Here is a 16,857-nt window from a genome sequence, read left to right on the forward strand (position 1 = left end):
CATTGACCAAGATAAAATGGACAAGATTATCAGAAAGCTTATGATGGCAGCGGCCTGTCTGCTGTTGGCAGCATCGGCGGATGGACAAGAATATAGAAACGATACGCTGAGATTCGATATGGATCTCGACCGAAGATTGGATACTGTAATTTTTGACAAAGCTAAGGGCATAATCGTATGTAAGCTATCAACCCAGGCATTCAGGGAAATCAAAAGCATGAAGCTGATTTTTGACGGGCGGCAGTCGGGTATCGAAAAAAAAGGAAATGGGTTTACCTACACTGTTCCGCATATGCGGGCGGGCTACCACTGCGATTTTGCGTACAGTAAGGCGCTTAAGAAAGTACAGCTCATCGGAATGAACCGGTACGAATTTGGCCCGGCCAATAATGACGGGAGCGGAGAATCAAGCGTCAATCTGCTGACGGACAGCTATTCTGGAATATGGAATTATTATGACATGGAAAACAGCAGGCTGGTTGAAATGCAGACAATAAAAAGAAAAATGGTGTTACCCAAGACTTATCTGGAAACTTTTGACGACAAGATCATCAACCAGTACATCAGCCGGTGCGTAAAGCTTTTCGAAAAGGAAAAAGCAGATCGGATAGGACAACGCAAGACAGCAAACTTTAAGCATTCTTTTTCAGATGCATCGGGCAAAAACATGGTATCGGTAAAAGTATATAATCCCTGCGATCTGGCAGCACCGCCCTGGGATGCCGATAAAAATTTTATAGAAGCCAGCCTTGTCAACAGAAAAAATACCCTGGCGGTAAGATACGATAATCCTGCGCCGGAAATGAGCCTGATATTTTACGACCACAAGGAAATATCCGTTCAAACCATAAACGGCATCAATGCCGTCTTTATCCCATTTTATTACTGCGGAAACAGCGAGGACCATGACAAGGCAGTTTCTTACCTGATTTTTTACAATGGCAGATCCTATGCCCGTCACTTGGCCTATGCATGCACGAAAACGGGATGCAAACTGCAGCAGGAACAAAAAACAATAAAGGGACTGCCTGTCGCGTTAAGCAAGCATTTCATCAAATATTCAAACTCCAGGCACAAAAACAAAAGAAGCTTTCACCAGGACTGAGCCGAAAGTAACCCTAATTGCGGCCGGTTTTATCGTTGGCTGGATCCAGCCTTCCCAGATAATAGGCGTACTTCCTTGTCCTGCTCTGGCCTGCAATTTCTACGGTATATGCTTTTACGATAAAGGAGCTGCTGCCAGCCCACCTGATATTCTCGACGCCCCAGTCTTTAGTCTGGAAGCTCATCAGCTCCGAAATGTGGCCTTTCGTGTGGCTGTCTTTGGCATCCACTGCAAGAACGCCTATAAAGGAACTGTTTCGTTCATAAATTGGATTATAATAGTAGGCGAGGAACCGCCCATCTGGCGAGGGTATCGGTACCTCCACTGCATCATCCCCGATGGAAACGATGGAGTAGCGGTCAGCAGTAATGCTGTCTATGAGTACCAGATCGCTGAACCCGATGTGTTCGGAAACACTGTGGCTGAAAAGCGCATGCATCTTTAGCAGCGGAAAATACCCCGCATATTTCCAGCCGCGGAACCCGTCGCCCTGTCCCGGCGAACCGTTGTATTTCTTGAGCCTAAGCCTGCCTTTGCCGCTGGGAATAGCAAGCATGCCCTTATCCATCGCAATAGCCTTATGAATGAGCTGTCCTTGCTGGGGAAGCCTATCAAAGCTTTCCTTCGATGTCGCCTCAAAGTGTATCTTGGGCAGGCTGTCATAGCGGTCGGCATAGCCTACCTTTATTTCGCGGCTTCCCTGACCGTAAGCGGTACCTATAGACAAGAGAAAAATGAAGATCAGTCTCATGTTATTTTTTCTTTGGTTTGATGATATAATAAGTTTTCTCATCCAGCCTGAGGAGTGCAAAATCCAGGCCCTTGGCAGGGTAATAATCTACTGGGCGCGCCCCGCATCCGCCATCGGCATTCTGAGCATACAGGTTGTCAATCCTGAACCTCGCCGTATCGCCATGATGAAAAATCTGGAAGTAGCCCGTACCGTTCCACTGTATCTGCGAACCGGTCCCGCATTCCAGCCTGGCGGTCTTATGGAAGTGCTCCAGCCTGATCGCGGCCATGTCTTTCTGCAGTTCAGCTATCTTATTTTTGCTGTCTTGTCTGCTTTCCTGCACCAGCGTCTTTGTGCCGTCGAATACCCAGAAATATGCGTTCTTGGAATTCGCCGGCCTGATAAGCCCCTTGTCGAATATCAGGCTTCCGCTACCGACAGTCAGCTCTTCCGTATCCAGACTGTCTGCGATCTTGCCCTGTCTGTCGATTTTGAAGACCTTGAAAAGCGGGGCATTCTTATTTGAACTGGCATAGTGCAGGCTAATAATGAGCTCGCCTCTTTCCTCGAGGTAATAGGGCTGCGAGGCGGTATGGTCTGGACCGGCATCCAGCAGGAGCGATATTTCCAGACCCTGATACTGAACGTCCTCGCCAAGGCTTTTATAAGCAGCATATTTCGGATCAAGCGCGGGCTGGCTTATTTTTTTCGCCCAATAGAAGCCCGCAACGCTCAGCACGAATGCCCCTGCCATGGAAAGCGCAAACAGTAGGTTGGCATTGAAAAGAGGCCTGGTCGCTGGGATATCCTTCGGAAGCGAAAAATATAAGCCGCCTCCTATGATGACTGATACGACAGCGATATACAGCAGGTGCGACTGAAAAAAGCCTTTCAGGATGGCCGAATATCCGGGGAAGTCTGCGAACGCAGGGATGGAAAAGGTTCCGTATGCCAGCCAGAAGAGCAGCAGGATGCACAGGAATGGCAGCAATACCATAGAGACTGCGTTCGGATAAATCAGCCCGGAAATGGCCATATGGGCAACGAGCCTTACCATCAGCGTGCATAGGACAAGCGCCGCGCCGCATAAAAGCCAGAATACGATTGCGCTGCCCAGGCTCAGGAAGGAACCGCCCTTGCCGGAGTAATAGAAATAGGTGAACAGGAGAATAGCTGCCGCAAGCAGGGCTGACTTGATATTCATGCTGAGATTGTCCATACACAGGAGTTTATTTAGCAATAGGATGCTTTTTTAGTTTAAAATGGCTGCACGCGTACAGGCCAGTCTGTATGCTAAGTTAAGGATCAGATTGTGATTTTAGCTATCGCCTTCGTATTTAATGGGAATACACCCATGTATGTGCCATCGTTTTTTTTAATGGGGGATTTTTTTAAAGATCATACAACATGTAAGTTCAGGTCTATATCACAGAATTGTTAAGGGCCTTAAAGGCTGAGATGTACTTGTCTATATAAAACTGTTTACTGGCCGTTTTATATTGCATGATAAATCTTGGATGTTCCAGTGCTACAATCCTTTTAAAGAATTTGTATTGGGCATTAACCTTCATCAGGAACTTCTCGTTTTTGCCGGTACCTAAGCAAAAGCAGGTATCGGTTGTGATACCGAGTGTTAGCTGCTTGCGGATATTTTCAATGATAAATTCATAAACTGCTTTTTCCAGCGCTTTGCTATCGTAATAATTATAGTTTTTTCCTTTCCCGTTTGCGGCAATAAAAGTAAAGCCAAGGGGGCAGGGTGAACTGATGTAAAACTGTTTGTAAAAAGCTTCAGCGCCACCAAAAGCATTGATCATTTCATAGATAAATACTGAGGAAGGTTCGTGTGATAATTTGCCGGTATAGGGGATGTTACATTCCGTGATCAATCGTTTTGGGTCGGTAAAAGGAATTCCGGTCAGTCCCGCGCCAAACCGACCAGGGTTGATGCCTAAAATGAGGTATCTGGACTGATTGTCGCTGTAGTATTTATGATAAAAGGCTTCTACAATGTGCATCGTTTGCTCATGTTCCTTAAATGGGTTCATGATACGTATGCCGGGAGGTAATGTGCTGCCGGTATAGGACAGGTCTTTATTGAACTGGATAACTTTGTCTGCAAAGGTCATCATTATGTCTTACTCTTTTCGGCTTTCAACGGTATATACAAAACTATCGGCCTTATAATAGCCCAGGTTGTATTCTATAGGCTTATCGCTCTGGTCAAACACAAACCTTTTACGGAAAAGAATGGGGCTGTCGGGCTCTATTTCCAGTTTGGCAGCAATAAATTTGTCGGCCGCTTTTGCGCTGATCTCTTCTTTGGACAATTGGGCAATTACATGGTGATCTGCTTCCAGGATTTCGTATAAAGGTCTTCTGAACTCCTCCTCGCCTGTTAAGCCGATCCGCGGATGAAAATATGAAACAAAATAAACAAAGGGCCCTTCCATCCGGCCTCTTAGCCTTTCCAGTTTAAGGATTTTCTGGTCTGTCGAAATTTCGAAGAAGGCAGCGATTTTATCATCCGGATAAACCCAGCTGACATGCAGTTCGAAGTTCTTGATGGCAATACCTCTGGCCTGCATTTCCTGGGAGAAGCTTAGCCAGTTGTTGGATTTGGAGCTTACAGGCATATCGGCAACTTTGGTGCCGACACCTTTTTTTCTGATCAGGAGTCCTTCATATACCAGTTTATTTAGGGCTTGCCTTAAAGTAGTCCTGGAAATACCTAGCTGCCTGGCCAGTTCAACCTCATTGGGCAGTAACTTACCATCCTTAAACTGAGGGTCGTTGATCAGTTTGCGTACAAGTTCTTCTGCCTGCAGATGTAAAGGAACCTGACTTTTGTGATTGATTGTAAGTTTCATATTAAAATGTTCATCAAAATCTATGCAATAATATTAAAAATATATGCAAGTACATATTATATTTATATGTGTGTACATATTATTGTTTTTAATGGTTTTTATTTTTTGTTACTGAATTTATAGAATTATTTATTTAATGCTTTATAGAAGTGTTTTTTCAGCTTTAAATTGGTAATTGATTAATAAATAGATAGTAGCAGGTATTTTGTTTAATGGAAATTGTTGTAAAGAATATTTGTTTTTATAAAATATTATAATTAACTATGTATGTACAAACCAAATATAAACTTTAGCCTGTTAACCAAATTCTTTACTTAATCTCCACGATGATGTGTATTAGATTTATAAACGAGCATGAACGGAAAATCCTGTTTTCTTTTTTTCTGCTCCTTAATTATGCCTTTCCGGCCTTCCCCCAGTCTGCCATTACCGTGCAGGGTAAAATTACAGGTGCCAAAGGGGAGGCCCTTTCCCAGGTCACTGTTGTTGTAAAGGGAACAAAGGCCAGTACCAGTACAAACCCTGATGGCAATTATGCCATCCAGGTGCCTGGCAACAATGCAGTTCTCGTATTCAGTTCAATGGGCTTTTTGAAACAGGAGGTTCCGGTAAACGGCCGGAAACTGATCAATATTGAACTGATGCAGGATGTTAAAGCGCTGGAAGATGTGGTGGTGATCGGTTATGGTGTAGCCCGGAAAAGCGATCTTACCGGTTCCGTATCTTCTATAAAAGCTGAAGACCTTAAAAAAACACAGGTAACTTCCTTTGATCAGGCCCTGCAGGGGCGTGCTGCAGGGGTGCAGGTAACCCAGATTTCGGGTAAGCCAGGTGCTGAAACTTCCATCAGGATACGGGGCACCAGTTCTATCAATGCCGGAAATGAACCTTTATATGTAATTGACGGGATGCTGGTGAGCAGCGATGGTGCAGATATGAGTACCGGTGCAACCCGGGGCCCCAGGATCAGTCCGCTGTCCTCCATCAATCCCAGTGATATCGAATCCATAGAAATATTGAAAGATGCTTCTGCAACGGCGATATATGGTTCAAGAGGTGCGAACGGTGTAGTGCTGATCACGACTAAAAGGGGCCGTACTGGTGCCGGCATTGTCACTTTTGAAAGCTATTATGGCATTCAGGAAATCTCTCACAAAGTAGAGGTGCTGGATGCCGAACAATTTGCCAACCTGGTGAACGAAGCAAAGCTGAATTCCAACGCAACGCCCATATATGTAAATCCTAAAAACCTGGGCATGGGAACCGACTGGCAGGATGAGCTGCTGCGTACAGCACCTATGGCCAGCTATCAGCTGTCGTTTTCAGGGGGCGATGAAAAAACAAAATATGCGGTATCTGGTGGTTACTTTACACAGAAGGGTATCATTTTAAATTCTGATTTTAAAAGATATGCATTCCGGGCCAATATGGACCGTGAGGTGAGTAGCAGACTGACCATTGGCAACAGTTTAAGTTTCTCAAGAATAGCTTCAACAGGTGTGCTGACCAATTCAGGAACCATTGTTCCGGGGGTAACCAGTTCTGCACTTTTGTTCAATCCGGTATTGCCTGTTTATGATGCCTCGGTGGCAGGTGGTTATACCTTCGAGAACGACAGGGGTAAAACACTTGGCAATCCTATTGCAGAAGCTAAAGAATACAATTCTTACAGTACCATAGCGCGGTTGCTGGGTAATGTATACGCCAAATACAAGATTGTTGAGGGGCTCGATTTTAAGACCAGCTTTGGTATAGATCAGTTTACTTCCAAGGAAAATGCTTTCGGACCAAACTTCCTGAAAAGAACACAGGCCAGTAAAGGTGAAGCTTCTGTTGGTGATATCTCTGGGTTGACCTGGCTAAATGAAAATACACTTACCTATCACAAGACGATTAAGGAAGATCATGTATTTGATATTCTGGGCGGTTTTACCATGCAGCGTTTCAATAACGAAAGCCTGTTTGCCTATGCGTTTGATTTCCCTGATAACCTGACGGGCTATCATAATCTGGGTACTGCCCTGAACCCGCAGAAGACAACCAATAATGAATCTCAATGGAGTTTGATCTCTTACCTGGGCAGGATCAATTACAGCCTGAAAAACAAATACCTGTTTACAGCAACAGGTCGGATAGATGGTTCTTCCAAATTTGCGGAAGGAAAAAAATATGGTTTCTTCCCATCGGGGGCATTTGCCTGGAAGGTGGTGGAAGAGGACTTTATGAAAACAGTAAAACAGCTCTCTGACCTGAAACTAAGAGTAAGTTACGGACTGATCGGCAACCAGAATATTGCGCCCTATCAGTCGCTCGCCCTGGTGGGCCCTTATGGAGAGGGTGTTTTTAACGGTTCGGAGATCTATACCGGACGTGAGCCGCTTACCTACGTCAATAAAAACCTGAAATGGGAGAGTACACGTCAGTTTGATATAGGGATGGATGTGGCCTTTTTTGAGAATCGTATTGCGCTCACTGCCGATTATTACCATAAAAAAACGAATGACCTGTTGCTGTCGTCGCCCATTCCGCTTACTTCCGGCTTTACTTCAACCCTGTTAAATATTGGAAACATCGTAAACAGAGGCTTTGATTTTGACCTGCGTACGGTAAATACTACCGGGGCATTAAAATGGAACAGCTCCGTCAATTTTTCTATCAACAGAAATGAGATAACCAGTCTGGCCAATAAAAATGCTGATATCCTTTCTTCCGGTAGTCTGCTACGTGTAGGGCAGCCCGTAGGTACATTTTACGGATATATCTTTGAAGGCATCTTCCAGTCTGACGCAGAAGCTGCAGGCAGCCCTGTGTTAAAAGGACAGGAAGCCAATTCGGCCAATGTGGCCTCGAGGGCTAAGGCTGGCGACAGAAAATACCGTGACATCAACAAAGACGGGGTGATCGATGAGGGTGACCGGACGATCATCGGCAGTGCGCAGCCTGATTTTACCTGGGGATTTAACAACACGCTTTCCTTTAAAAATATAGACCTGAGTTTCTTTTTTCAAGGTTCTCAGGGCAATAAAATGGCCAATCTCAACTCCTACGACCTGCTGAACTTTAACGGGCAGACCAATGTGCTGAAAGAAGGGGGGCTGAACAGATGGACACCTGAAAACCACAGCAACAAATACCCGAGGGCGGTATCCGAAGGCAGTCTGGACCAGGGCGTATTTTCTACTGCCATTGTGGAAGATGCTTCTTATATCAGGTTAAGAAATGTGACGCTGGCCTATAACCTGCCTAAAAGCTGGGTACAGAAAATAAAACTGAACAACGTAAGGGTGTATGCCAGTGCAACAAATCTCTGGACACATACCAAATACAGTGGCTACGACCCTGAGGCCAATACTTTTGGACAGAACAGCTTTGTAATTGGCTACGACCAGGGCGGTTACCCCATTGCAAAAACATACAGTCTTGGAATTAACGTTGGTTTTTAACCTTAAATACAGCAAAGATGAATTGTTATTTAAAATATACCAGAACAGCAGCCCTGCTTCTTTTAACTGTGCTGATGTTGCCATCCTGTAAAAAGTTTTTAGAGGAAGACCTTAAAAGCCAGGTTTCTGTAGGCAATTTCTATAAAACAGAAGCCGATGCCATTGCCGCAGTAAATGCGGTGTATGCCTATTTAAATTCTACCAGTACGGGTTCAACTGCAGGTGTTTACCATAGCTCTTTCTGGGTTACTGCCGGCCTGGCATCGGATGAGATGCTGAACAACCAGTTGGGTACGCCCGATCTGGACCAGTTGTCTTCCTTTACCAATGGCCCGCAAAACAAAACGCTGCTCGAGATCTGGCAGATGAATTATAAAACCATTACGGTGGCCAATATTGCCATTGAAAGGATCCCGCTGATCAATATGAACCCTACATTAAGGACCAGACTGGTTAATGAGGCTAAATTTTTAAGGGGCCTGATGTACTTTAACCTGGTGCGTTTATTTGGGGATGTGCCGCTGTTAACCAAAGAAGTGGAAACGCTGAAACCTTCGAGAACCGCTGCAGCGACGGTGTATGATCAGGTGATTGCCGACCTTAGTGCTGCTGAAGCTTTACCACTGAGTTATCCTGCTGGCAATGGAAAAGGCCGTGCAACTTCGGGCGCAGCAAAAGCCATTCTTGCTAAGGTTTATCTGACCAGGAAGGTGTATGATAAGGCTGCAGCAAAAGCTTTGGAAGTGATCAATTCCAAACAATATCAGCTTTGGGATGATTATGCTGATGTATTTAAGCTGTCGAGCCGCAACGGCAAAGAGGCTATATTTTCTGTGGGGTTTGGTGATGGCGGTGGTGCAATTTCCTTTTGGGAAGTGGGACAGTTCAATGTGCGTTTGTTGCCTGCAGCATTGAGTGAAGAAGGGGTAGAAAATGCCCAGGGCTGGCAAATCCCAACGTTGAATTTATACAGCACTTATGACATCGACGACCGCCGCAGGTCGGTTACGTTTGTAACCGAGATCCACAATAAAAATAGTACCACCAGCCAGATCAGGCCTTATATCCAGAAGTATTGGGACAGGGTTGCAGAACCTAAAGCAAATGGTTCGGCCAATGATTTTCCGGTCATCCGTTATGCCGATGTATTGCTGATCTATGCCGAGGCATCGAGTGAACAGAATGATCCGGGAACGGCGGCACAGTACATTAATATGGTGCGCAAAAGAGCGCGCTTTAATGGTACGGTGTACCTGAATACGGTACCCGATTATGGTAATTTAAGCAAAGAGGCCTTCCGGACAGCGGTCTTAAAAGAAAGAAGGATGGAGTTTGTGGCCGAAGGGCAGCGCTGGTTTGATCTGGCACGTACCGGAACACTTGAAACTTTGGTACCCCTGGCCAAGCCAGGTGTAACCCCAAAAGCAAAAAATTACCTGTTCCCGATTCCTCAGCAGGAGCGGGACATCAATGAAAATCTTACCCAGAACTTAGATTTCTAGGTAATGGATCTGTTAAACAATAAATTATAAATACCGGTTTTGAAAACATCAAACTTTGAAAAATTTCCAGCGTTAACTATTAAGGGGCATGCCTGCATTTCGGGATGGACAGCTATAAACGCGTTTATCACCAGCCATGTGGAACAAAAAAATAAGCGTATCATTGCTATAGATACCTATCAGGGGGTATACATCACTGAAATAGAAAAACAATTACAAGCGGCGTTGGCTCCGGTTAAGTTACTGCCTGTTGCAAAGACTTTTCTTTCAGCAGAACAAATCAATACAATGGTACAGCCTTTTGTAACTGATGATCCTGTTTTTGGCTATGTGAGTGCATTTACCGTCAAAGACTTTTTAGATCCGCAAAAAGTGCAGGATCTGCAAAACGAACTTTCTGCTGTAACAAATGGTCTTGTTGTAGTCATGGGTCCGGGAGCTTCTTTAATCGCGCCGGATGCGGATCTGTTGATCTATGCTGATATGCCAAGATGGGAAATTCAGCAAAGGTTCAGAGCAAATACAGTTAGTAACCTGGGTATTGAAAATCAAAATGATAAGTTTTCTTATCAATATAAGCGTGCTTTTTTTGTAGACTGGAAGGCATTAGACAGGCATAAAAAAGAAAGCTGGTCTTCTATTGATTATTTTCTGGATACTACTATTCCTAACCAGCCAAAAATGATCAGCAGTGCTGCAGCAAAGCAGGCATTGGATACGGCTGTAACTCAGCCGTTCAGGGTAGTCCCGTTTTTTGATCCCGGACCATGGGGCGGCCAGTGGCTTAAAGAGGTTTGCGATCTGGACAGGACCAAATCTAATTATGCCTGGGGCTTCGATTGTGTGCCGGAAGAAAACAGTTTGTTGTTCCGTTTCGAAGACCAGGTGTTTGAAATGCCGGCCATCAATCTGGTGTTTATACATCCGGAAGCTTTGCTGGGCGAAAAAGTTTTCGATGCTTTTGGTGACGAATTCCCCATACGTTTCGATTTCCTGGATACGATGGATGGGGGCAATCTGAGTTTACAGGTACACCCATTAAAGGCCTATGCAAAAGAACACTTCGGAATAGCCTATACGCAGGACGAGAGTTATTACTTTATGGAAGCCCGGGATCATGCCTTTGTTTATTTGGGTTTAAAAGAAGGGATCGAACCAGAAAAAATGCTCGAAGGGTTGCAGCAGGCCCAGGAAGGTGATCAACCTTTCGATGCAGAGCGTTTTGTAGAGAAATGGCCGGTTAAAAAACATGATCATATCCTTATTCCGGCAGGTACCGTACATTGCTCGGGTGCTGATAGTGTGGTACTGGAAATCAGTGCCACGCCATTTAATTTTACTTTTAAGCTTTGGGACTGGGGGCGTATGGGACTGGATGGCAAGCCAAGGCCGATTTCTTTGGAGCATGGCAGGAATGTCATTCAATGGGACAGGACAACCGATTGGGTTAAAGATCATCTGATCAATCAGGTTGTGCCTATTGCAGCAGCTGAGGGCTGGAAGGAAGAAAGGACGGGTCTGCACGAAGGTTTATTTATAGAAACCAGACGCCATTGGTTTACAGGAACGGTGCCGCACAATACCAATGGGATTGTGAACGTACTGAACCTGATTGAGGGTGATGCTGCGTTTGTAGAAAGTCCGACTGCAGCTTTTGAACCATATATCGTACATTATGCTGAAACCTTTATTGTGCCGGCCGCGGTAGGCGCTTATACCATCAGACCATATGTTGCCGGTAAACCTTGTGCAACCATCAAGGCTTATGTGCGGACAGAAAATTTAATGAATTACAAACTTTAAACACATCCAGGTGGAAAAACAAGGAAATATGAGTTATGTATATAAGATCACGATTGTTGCGGCAGTAGGTGGCTTATTGTTTGGTTACGATACGGCAGTTGTGGCCGGAGCCATTGGTTTTATCCAGCAGCGGTTCGACCTTTCGCCGGCTATGATGGGCTGGATCGCCTCCTGTGCCCTGGTAGGTTGCATTACGGGGGCGATGTTTGCGGGGTACCTGAGCGACCGCTTTGGCCGTAAAAAGATCCTCATCCTTTCCGCCATCCTTTTTGCAGTATCATCTGTAGGTACTGCGATGCCGCATGAACTCAGTTGGTTTGTGGTATTCAGAATTTTAGGCGGACTGGGTATCGGCATTGCATCTATGATCTCGCCCATGTACATCACAGAATGTGCACCGGCAGCTATCCGTGGCCGCCTGGTTTCCATTAACCAGTTTGGCATTGTAACGGGTATCCTGCTCATTTATTTTGTAAATGCGGGCATTGCCGGCTTGTATGATGAAGCCTGGAACATCCATACCGGCTGGCGCTGGATGTTTGGCTCGGGCATCATACCGTCATTGGTTTTCTTTATCCTGCTTATGTTTGTGCCTGAAAGTCCGAGGTGGCTGATACAGGCGGGTAGAGCTAAAGAAGCAGAAGAGATCCTGACTAAAATTAATGGAGCAGCAAAAGCTAAAACAGAATTAGCTGAAATTGAAGCGGCTATCCATACCGAAACGGGTACCTTCGCCGAACTCTTTAAACCGGGATTAAGAACCGCACTGATCATCGGTATTATCCTTTCTATCGTATCACAGGTTACCGGCATCAACGCCATCATGTATTATGCACCCGAAATTTTTAAATCTACCGGCGATGGATCTGGTTCAGCCTTATTGCAGACTATACTGGTTGGGGTGGTCAACCTGTTGTTTACCATAGTGGCTATTAAATATGTAGACCGCGCCGGTCGTAAAGGCCTGCTCATGGCCGGCTCAGCAGGCATGGCCATTTGTCTGGCCATTATCGGCATGGCATTTCATATGGATGCCGTTAAAGGATACCTGGTATTGGTAGCTATCCTGGCCTATATTGCCTGTTTTGCCTTGTCATTAGGGCCTTTAACCTTTGTGGTTATAGCCGAGATCTTTCCAAACCGGGTGCGTGGCCGGGCCATGTCCATCTGTCTTTTCTTTCTCTGGGCCTCCGTTTATTTCGTATCCCAGTTTTTCCCCATGTTGTTAAAATCTATCGGCAGCGCTTATACTTTCTGGATCTTTATGGGTACTTCTATCGTCGCTTTTCTGTTTGTATGGAAGCTTGTTCCGGAAACCAAAGGGAAAAGTCTGGAAGAAATTGAAAAATCATGGCACAAAACCGGTACTGTTTAATTATAAACAATAAAAAAAATTGAAGATGAAAAGAGCTTATTATTTGATTACTGCCCTTGCACTATTTGCAACTGTTGTTTTTAATTCCTGTAAAAAGGATGCTGAACCAGACCCAAACCAACCTAAAATTACCCTGTCTTCCGAGAAATTTTTAGGAAAATCAGGTCAGGAGCTTGAGGTAACTGTTAATGTAACGTCACCCAATGGCTTATCGGCCCTTTTGATTACCAAGGGGGTAAACCTGAAACCCGATAATACCTTTGGAACTGCTGGTGTATTGAAAGTTGCCGGTACTGGCAGTACGTTAACATACATCTTTAAATATACACTGCAGCCCGAAGAAGTAGATAAGCTGGTTGGTTTTAACTTCAGGGTCGAAGACAGCAAAGGACTGGCCTCAGAGAAAGACTTTACATTGAATACCACTGTTTCGGCCGCCCAGCTTTTGTACACTTACAAATGGAACCTGAAATCCAAGATGTGGCAGAAAAATCCCCCTATAGAAAATATCACGGATTGTGAAAAAGACGATGCTTTTCTTTTTAACCGCGATAGAACGATGTCTGTAAATTATGGTACATCTGCCTGTACTTTTGATGGATTTAATGTCTATGACGGTTGGAGCTTATCTGATGATGAGAAAGAACTGACCATTACTTATCATGCGTTGTTTAATCCGGCACAAATAACAAATGATAAATACAAGGTAATTTCTTTAACCAAAGAAAAACTGGTGATGAGCATCACATATGACCTTACAGCATTTGGTGAAACCGACCATGAACTTTTTGTTTTTACCTATGAATCCAGTGGTCGTTAATGTTAAATTTATTGGTGATGAAGCATAGCATTTTAAAAAATAGCAGACTGGGACTTATAGCAATGCTTGTGTTTTGTGCGGGTATTGCGGGCAAAGCACAGCAAAAGCAGGACGAGCTTACACAGGTTAAGTTCAGTGTAGAAGAGGCGCCCGAATGGAGCAACATTTTTAAGCGACAGCTGGGCTGGTTTGGGGGAGATGGAATTTTTGCCATTCCGGCAAACGGGAACGATAAAGCCGTAGGCGGTGAAATTACGCTATTGTTTAGCGATACTATGGTGGGCGAAATTAAAGCAGGCCAACTGAAACCCGGTTTTGTGATGACTCATAATTCTGTGGCCACTTTTGGAAAGGGCACCGTACCTAAGGGAAGTATTAAATTTCATATCGATAAAAAAGCAGACGGCAAACCGGAATCGCTTTTTATCCCTAAAACAGCACGTACCAAAGCGGGTGATTATTACTGGCTGGGCGATGGTTTTGTAAATCAGGAACTAAAGGGACAGACCTATATTTTTGGGTATCGGATCAGGGATATTAAGGGAAAGACCCCTTTTGGTTTTGAGCATGTGGGTACTACCCTTATTGTATTGCCTAAAGGCAGTAAACCACCTTATAAAGACCAGCGGCAATTGGATGTTCCTTTATTTGTTGCGGCTAAAGACGGTGGAGAGCCAACTGCTTATGGCAGCGGTATATTTGTAAATACTGCAAAAGCTGGCGCTAAAAACCCCGATGGTTATGTATATGTATACGGGGTTAAGGGACCAGGTAAAAGCCTGATCGTTTCCAGAGTGCTGCCAAAAGATTTTGAGGATTTTAAGAAATGGCGTTTTTGGGACGGAAAACAGTGGAACCCGGATATCCAGGCCTCGAAAGGGGTTACCGACAGGGTGTCGAACGAGCTGAGTGTAAGCGAAATCCCTGATGGGCGCTATGCCCTGGTTTTCCAGGTAGATGGGATCAGTTCAGTGATCGGCATGCGCCTGGGTAGCAGTCCGGCTGGTCCTTTTGGCCCCATCATCAATTTATACGATAGTAAGGCCGATCTGCTTGCACCCAAAATATTCTCCTATAATGCGAAGGCACATCCCAGCTTATCCAGACCCGGTGAACTGCTGATCAGCTATAATGTCAATTCCTTTGATTTTGATAAGGACATCCTGCTGTACCCTAACCTTTACCGCCCAAGATTCATCAACGTTAAATTTAAACCTTAAAAAGATGGCTGCGTTCAGGAAAGTTTTTCTGCTGATATTGATGGGTAGTATGGCTGCAACTGCCCATGCAGGGTTAAAACTTGCACAGCTCTTTCAAAGCAATATGGTATTGCAGCGCGATAAGCCAGTACCTATATGGGGTTTCGCGGCTGCAGGAGAAAAAATTACACTGCGCTTTAAGGCGCTCAACTATACTGCCATTACCGGTAAAGACGGGAGCTGGAACATTAAATTGCCCGCACAAACCGCAGGAGGACCTTATGAAATACTCATTAGAGGGAAATCAAAAAGCCTTACTTTAAAAAATGTACTATTTGGCGATGTATGGATTTGTGGCGGACAGTCGAACATGCAATACACCTTAAACCAGATCGGCTACACACCAAAAGATACAGTTGCAGCCAATAACCCTAACCTGCGTTTGTTTACTGCAAGCATAGATATGGATTATGTGCCTAAAAAGGATCTTGCAGGTGGCAACTGGACAAGTGCCTCAGCAGCAAGTATCCGTAATTTCTCGGCCACTGCCTATTTCTTTGGCCTTGCGCTGGCCGATTCACTTCATGTGCCGATTGGACTGCTGAGCATTAACCTGGGGGCTACCAGTATAGAAACCTGGATGAGTGCTGCTGCACTTTCTCCCTTCCCGCAATTTAAGCCTTATGCCGATGCTTACCTGGCACCGGCCAAAAGTTTTAAAGAAATTACTACGGCATTTGAAAAGATGAAGCCCGAATGGGAGCAAAATTATTATTGGAAAGGAAAGGGGATGGAAGAAAAATGGTACCTGCCCGAAACTGACATTTCAACATGGAAAACCATAGAAGTCCCCTCCTGGTGGGAAGACCAGGAGCTGCCGGGTTTTGATGGGGCGGTTTGGTTCCGTAAATCATTCGATCTGCCTAAAGATTTTAAAGCTGAACATTTCCTGCTCCAGCTGAACCAGATAGATGATTATGATATGGTCTGGATCAATGGTGTAAAAGTTGGCGAAGGTTTTGGTAACCAGAACTGGCGCAATTACCAGGTGCCTGCCCATATGCTAAAACCAACGGATAATGTGATTGTAATAAGGGTCTTTGACATTGGCGGTAAAGGTGGAATGTATTCAGGTGCCATCTGGGGCAATCCCATTTTGCTGGGTAAATGGAGTTACCAGCAAGACCTGAAAATAGATGCTGCTACCTTTCCGAAACCTCATGTGGTAAATGTAAGCCCTTTTTCTACACCTGCAGTGTTGTATAATGGTAACATTGCCCCGGTTACACAAATGGCCATTAAGGGTTTTATCTGGTATCAGGGCGAATCCAATGCTGGCCGTGCAGTTGAATACCGGCAGCTGTTTCCGGCTATGATCAGGGACTGGCGGAAACAATTTAAACAGGGTGATGTACCTTTTCTATTTGCCCAACTGGCCAATTATATGGCGGAAAAGCCTGAGCCGGGAGAAAGCGACTGGGCAGAACTGCGTGAAGCCCAGGCAAAAGCTTTGGCCTTGCCCAATACCGGTATGGCCGTGCTTATCGACATTGGTGAGGCGGGTGATATCCACCCCAAAAATAAAATGGATGTAGGCCGGCGGCTGGCACTTGAAGCTTTGTATACCGCCTATCATAAAAATATTATCAGTAAAGGCCCAACCTATGCGGGTATGGAAATCAAGGGGGATTCTATTGTCGTCCATTATGCGAAGGGGACAGATCAGCTTTATAGTAAACATGAATATATCGAAGGTTTTGCCATCGCAGATAGTAGCAACAAGTTTCACTGGGCAAAAGCCTTTATCCGGAACAATAGCGTGATCGTGTATTGGGATGGGATTAAAAAACCTGTTTCAGTGCGCTATGCCTGGTCTGACAATCCCGGCGAACTTAACCTGTACAACAGCAGCGGATTGCCCGCAGCTCCTTTCCGGACAGACCAGCTGCCCGCCAAAACAGCTCATAAATTATTCTCTGAAGATCCCTGGGTCTTTTAAGTACGCAC

12 protein-coding genes are annotated in these 16,857 nt (G+C 45.0%); 8 read left to right on the forward strand and 4 right to left on the reverse strand.

Features of this window, described 5'->3' with window-relative positions; all coding sequences use genetic code 11:
• Window positions 1-16 precede the first annotated feature (16 nt).
• Window positions 17-1,105 carry a hypothetical protein gene (locus HDC92_RS09830; protein WP_183874151.1) on the forward strand — a complete coding sequence of 363 codons (1,089 nt, stop codon included), beginning with the start codon at window positions 17-19 and terminating at the stop codon, window positions 1,103-1,105.
• Window positions 1,106-1,118: 13 nt separating this feature from the next.
• Here the strand turns inward: HDC92_RS09830 and HDC92_RS09835 are convergent, their stop codons facing one another.
• The 4 genes from HDC92_RS09835 to HDC92_RS09850 all read right to left on the reverse strand — a co-directional run bounded on the left by HDC92_RS09835 (window position 1,119) and on the right by HDC92_RS09850 (window position 4,708).
• Window positions 1,119-1,856 carry a hypothetical protein gene (locus tag HDC92_RS09835; protein WP_183874153.1) on the reverse strand — a complete coding sequence of 246 codons (738 nt, stop codon included), beginning with the start codon at window positions 1,854-1,856 and terminating at the stop codon, window positions 1,119-1,121.
• A 1-nt stretch (window position 1,857) separates the two neighbouring features.
• Window positions 1,858-3,057 (reverse strand): hypothetical protein, encoded by a 1,200-nt coding sequence (locus HDC92_RS09840; RefSeq protein ID WP_183874155.1) that lies wholly within the window; start codon window positions 3,055-3,057, stop codon window positions 1,858-1,860.
• Between the two features lie 202 nt (window positions 3,058-3,259).
• On the reverse strand, window positions 3,260-3,970 hold the full coding sequence (locus tag HDC92_RS09845; RefSeq protein WP_183874157.1) for an SMUG2 DNA glycosylase family protein: 711 nt from the start codon (window positions 3,968-3,970) through the stop codon (window positions 3,260-3,262).
• Between the two features lie 6 nt (window positions 3,971-3,976).
• Window positions 3,977-4,708 carry a GntR family transcriptional regulator gene (locus HDC92_RS09850; RefSeq protein WP_012780921.1) on the reverse strand — a complete coding sequence of 244 codons (732 nt, stop codon included), beginning with the start codon at window positions 4,706-4,708 and terminating at the stop codon, window positions 3,977-3,979.
• Between the two features lie 326 nt (window positions 4,709-5,034).
• Here HDC92_RS09850 and HDC92_RS09855 point away from each other — a divergent pair, with 326 nt between their 5' ends.
• The 7 genes from HDC92_RS09855 to HDC92_RS09885 are packed head-to-tail and all read left to right on the forward strand — an operon-like array spanning window position 5,035 to window position 16,849.
• Entirely contained in the window at window positions 5,035-8,151 is a 3,117-nt protein-coding gene (locus HDC92_RS09855) for a SusC/RagA family TonB-linked outer membrane protein (protein ID WP_183874159.1), read from the forward strand.
• 17 nt (window positions 8,152-8,168) lie between these two features.
• Window positions 8,169-9,653 (forward strand): RagB/SusD family nutrient uptake outer membrane protein, encoded by a 1,485-nt coding sequence (locus HDC92_RS09860; RefSeq protein WP_183874161.1) that lies wholly within the window; start codon window positions 8,169-8,171, stop codon window positions 9,651-9,653.
• Window positions 9,654-9,692: 39 nt separating this feature from the next.
• The gene (locus HDC92_RS09865; protein WP_183874163.1) at window positions 9,693-11,456 is read left to right on the forward strand and encodes a class I mannose-6-phosphate isomerase; all 1,764 of its coding nucleotides are present in this window, start codon (window positions 9,693-9,695) and stop codon (window positions 11,454-11,456) included.
• Window positions 11,457-11,466: 10 nt separating this feature from the next.
• On the forward strand, window positions 11,467-12,831 hold the full coding sequence (locus tag HDC92_RS09870) for a sugar porter family MFS transporter (RefSeq protein WP_317618090.1): 1,365 nt from the start codon (window positions 11,467-11,469) through the stop codon (window positions 12,829-12,831).
• Between the two features lie 25 nt (window positions 12,832-12,856).
• On the forward strand, window positions 12,857-13,651 hold the full coding sequence (locus HDC92_RS09875; RefSeq protein ID WP_183874165.1) for a lipocalin family protein: 795 nt from the start codon (window positions 12,857-12,859) through the stop codon (window positions 13,649-13,651).
• A gap of 17 nt (window positions 13,652-13,668) precedes the next feature.
• On the forward strand, window positions 13,669-14,871 hold the full coding sequence (locus HDC92_RS09880; RefSeq protein WP_255484500.1) for a DUF4185 domain-containing protein: 1,203 nt from the start codon (window positions 13,669-13,671) through the stop codon (window positions 14,869-14,871).
• A gap of 4 nt (window positions 14,872-14,875) precedes the next feature.
• The gene (locus HDC92_RS09885) at window positions 14,876-16,849 is read left to right on the forward strand and encodes a sialate O-acetylesterase (protein ID WP_183874169.1); all 1,974 of its coding nucleotides are present in this window, start codon (window positions 14,876-14,878) and stop codon (window positions 16,847-16,849) included.
• Window positions 16,850-16,857 lie beyond the last annotated feature (8 nt).

Source organism: Pedobacter sp. AK017 (genome assembly GCF_014200825.1).
GTDB lineage: Bacteria > Bacteroidota > Bacteroidia > Sphingobacteriales > Sphingobacteriaceae > Pedobacter > Pedobacter heparinus.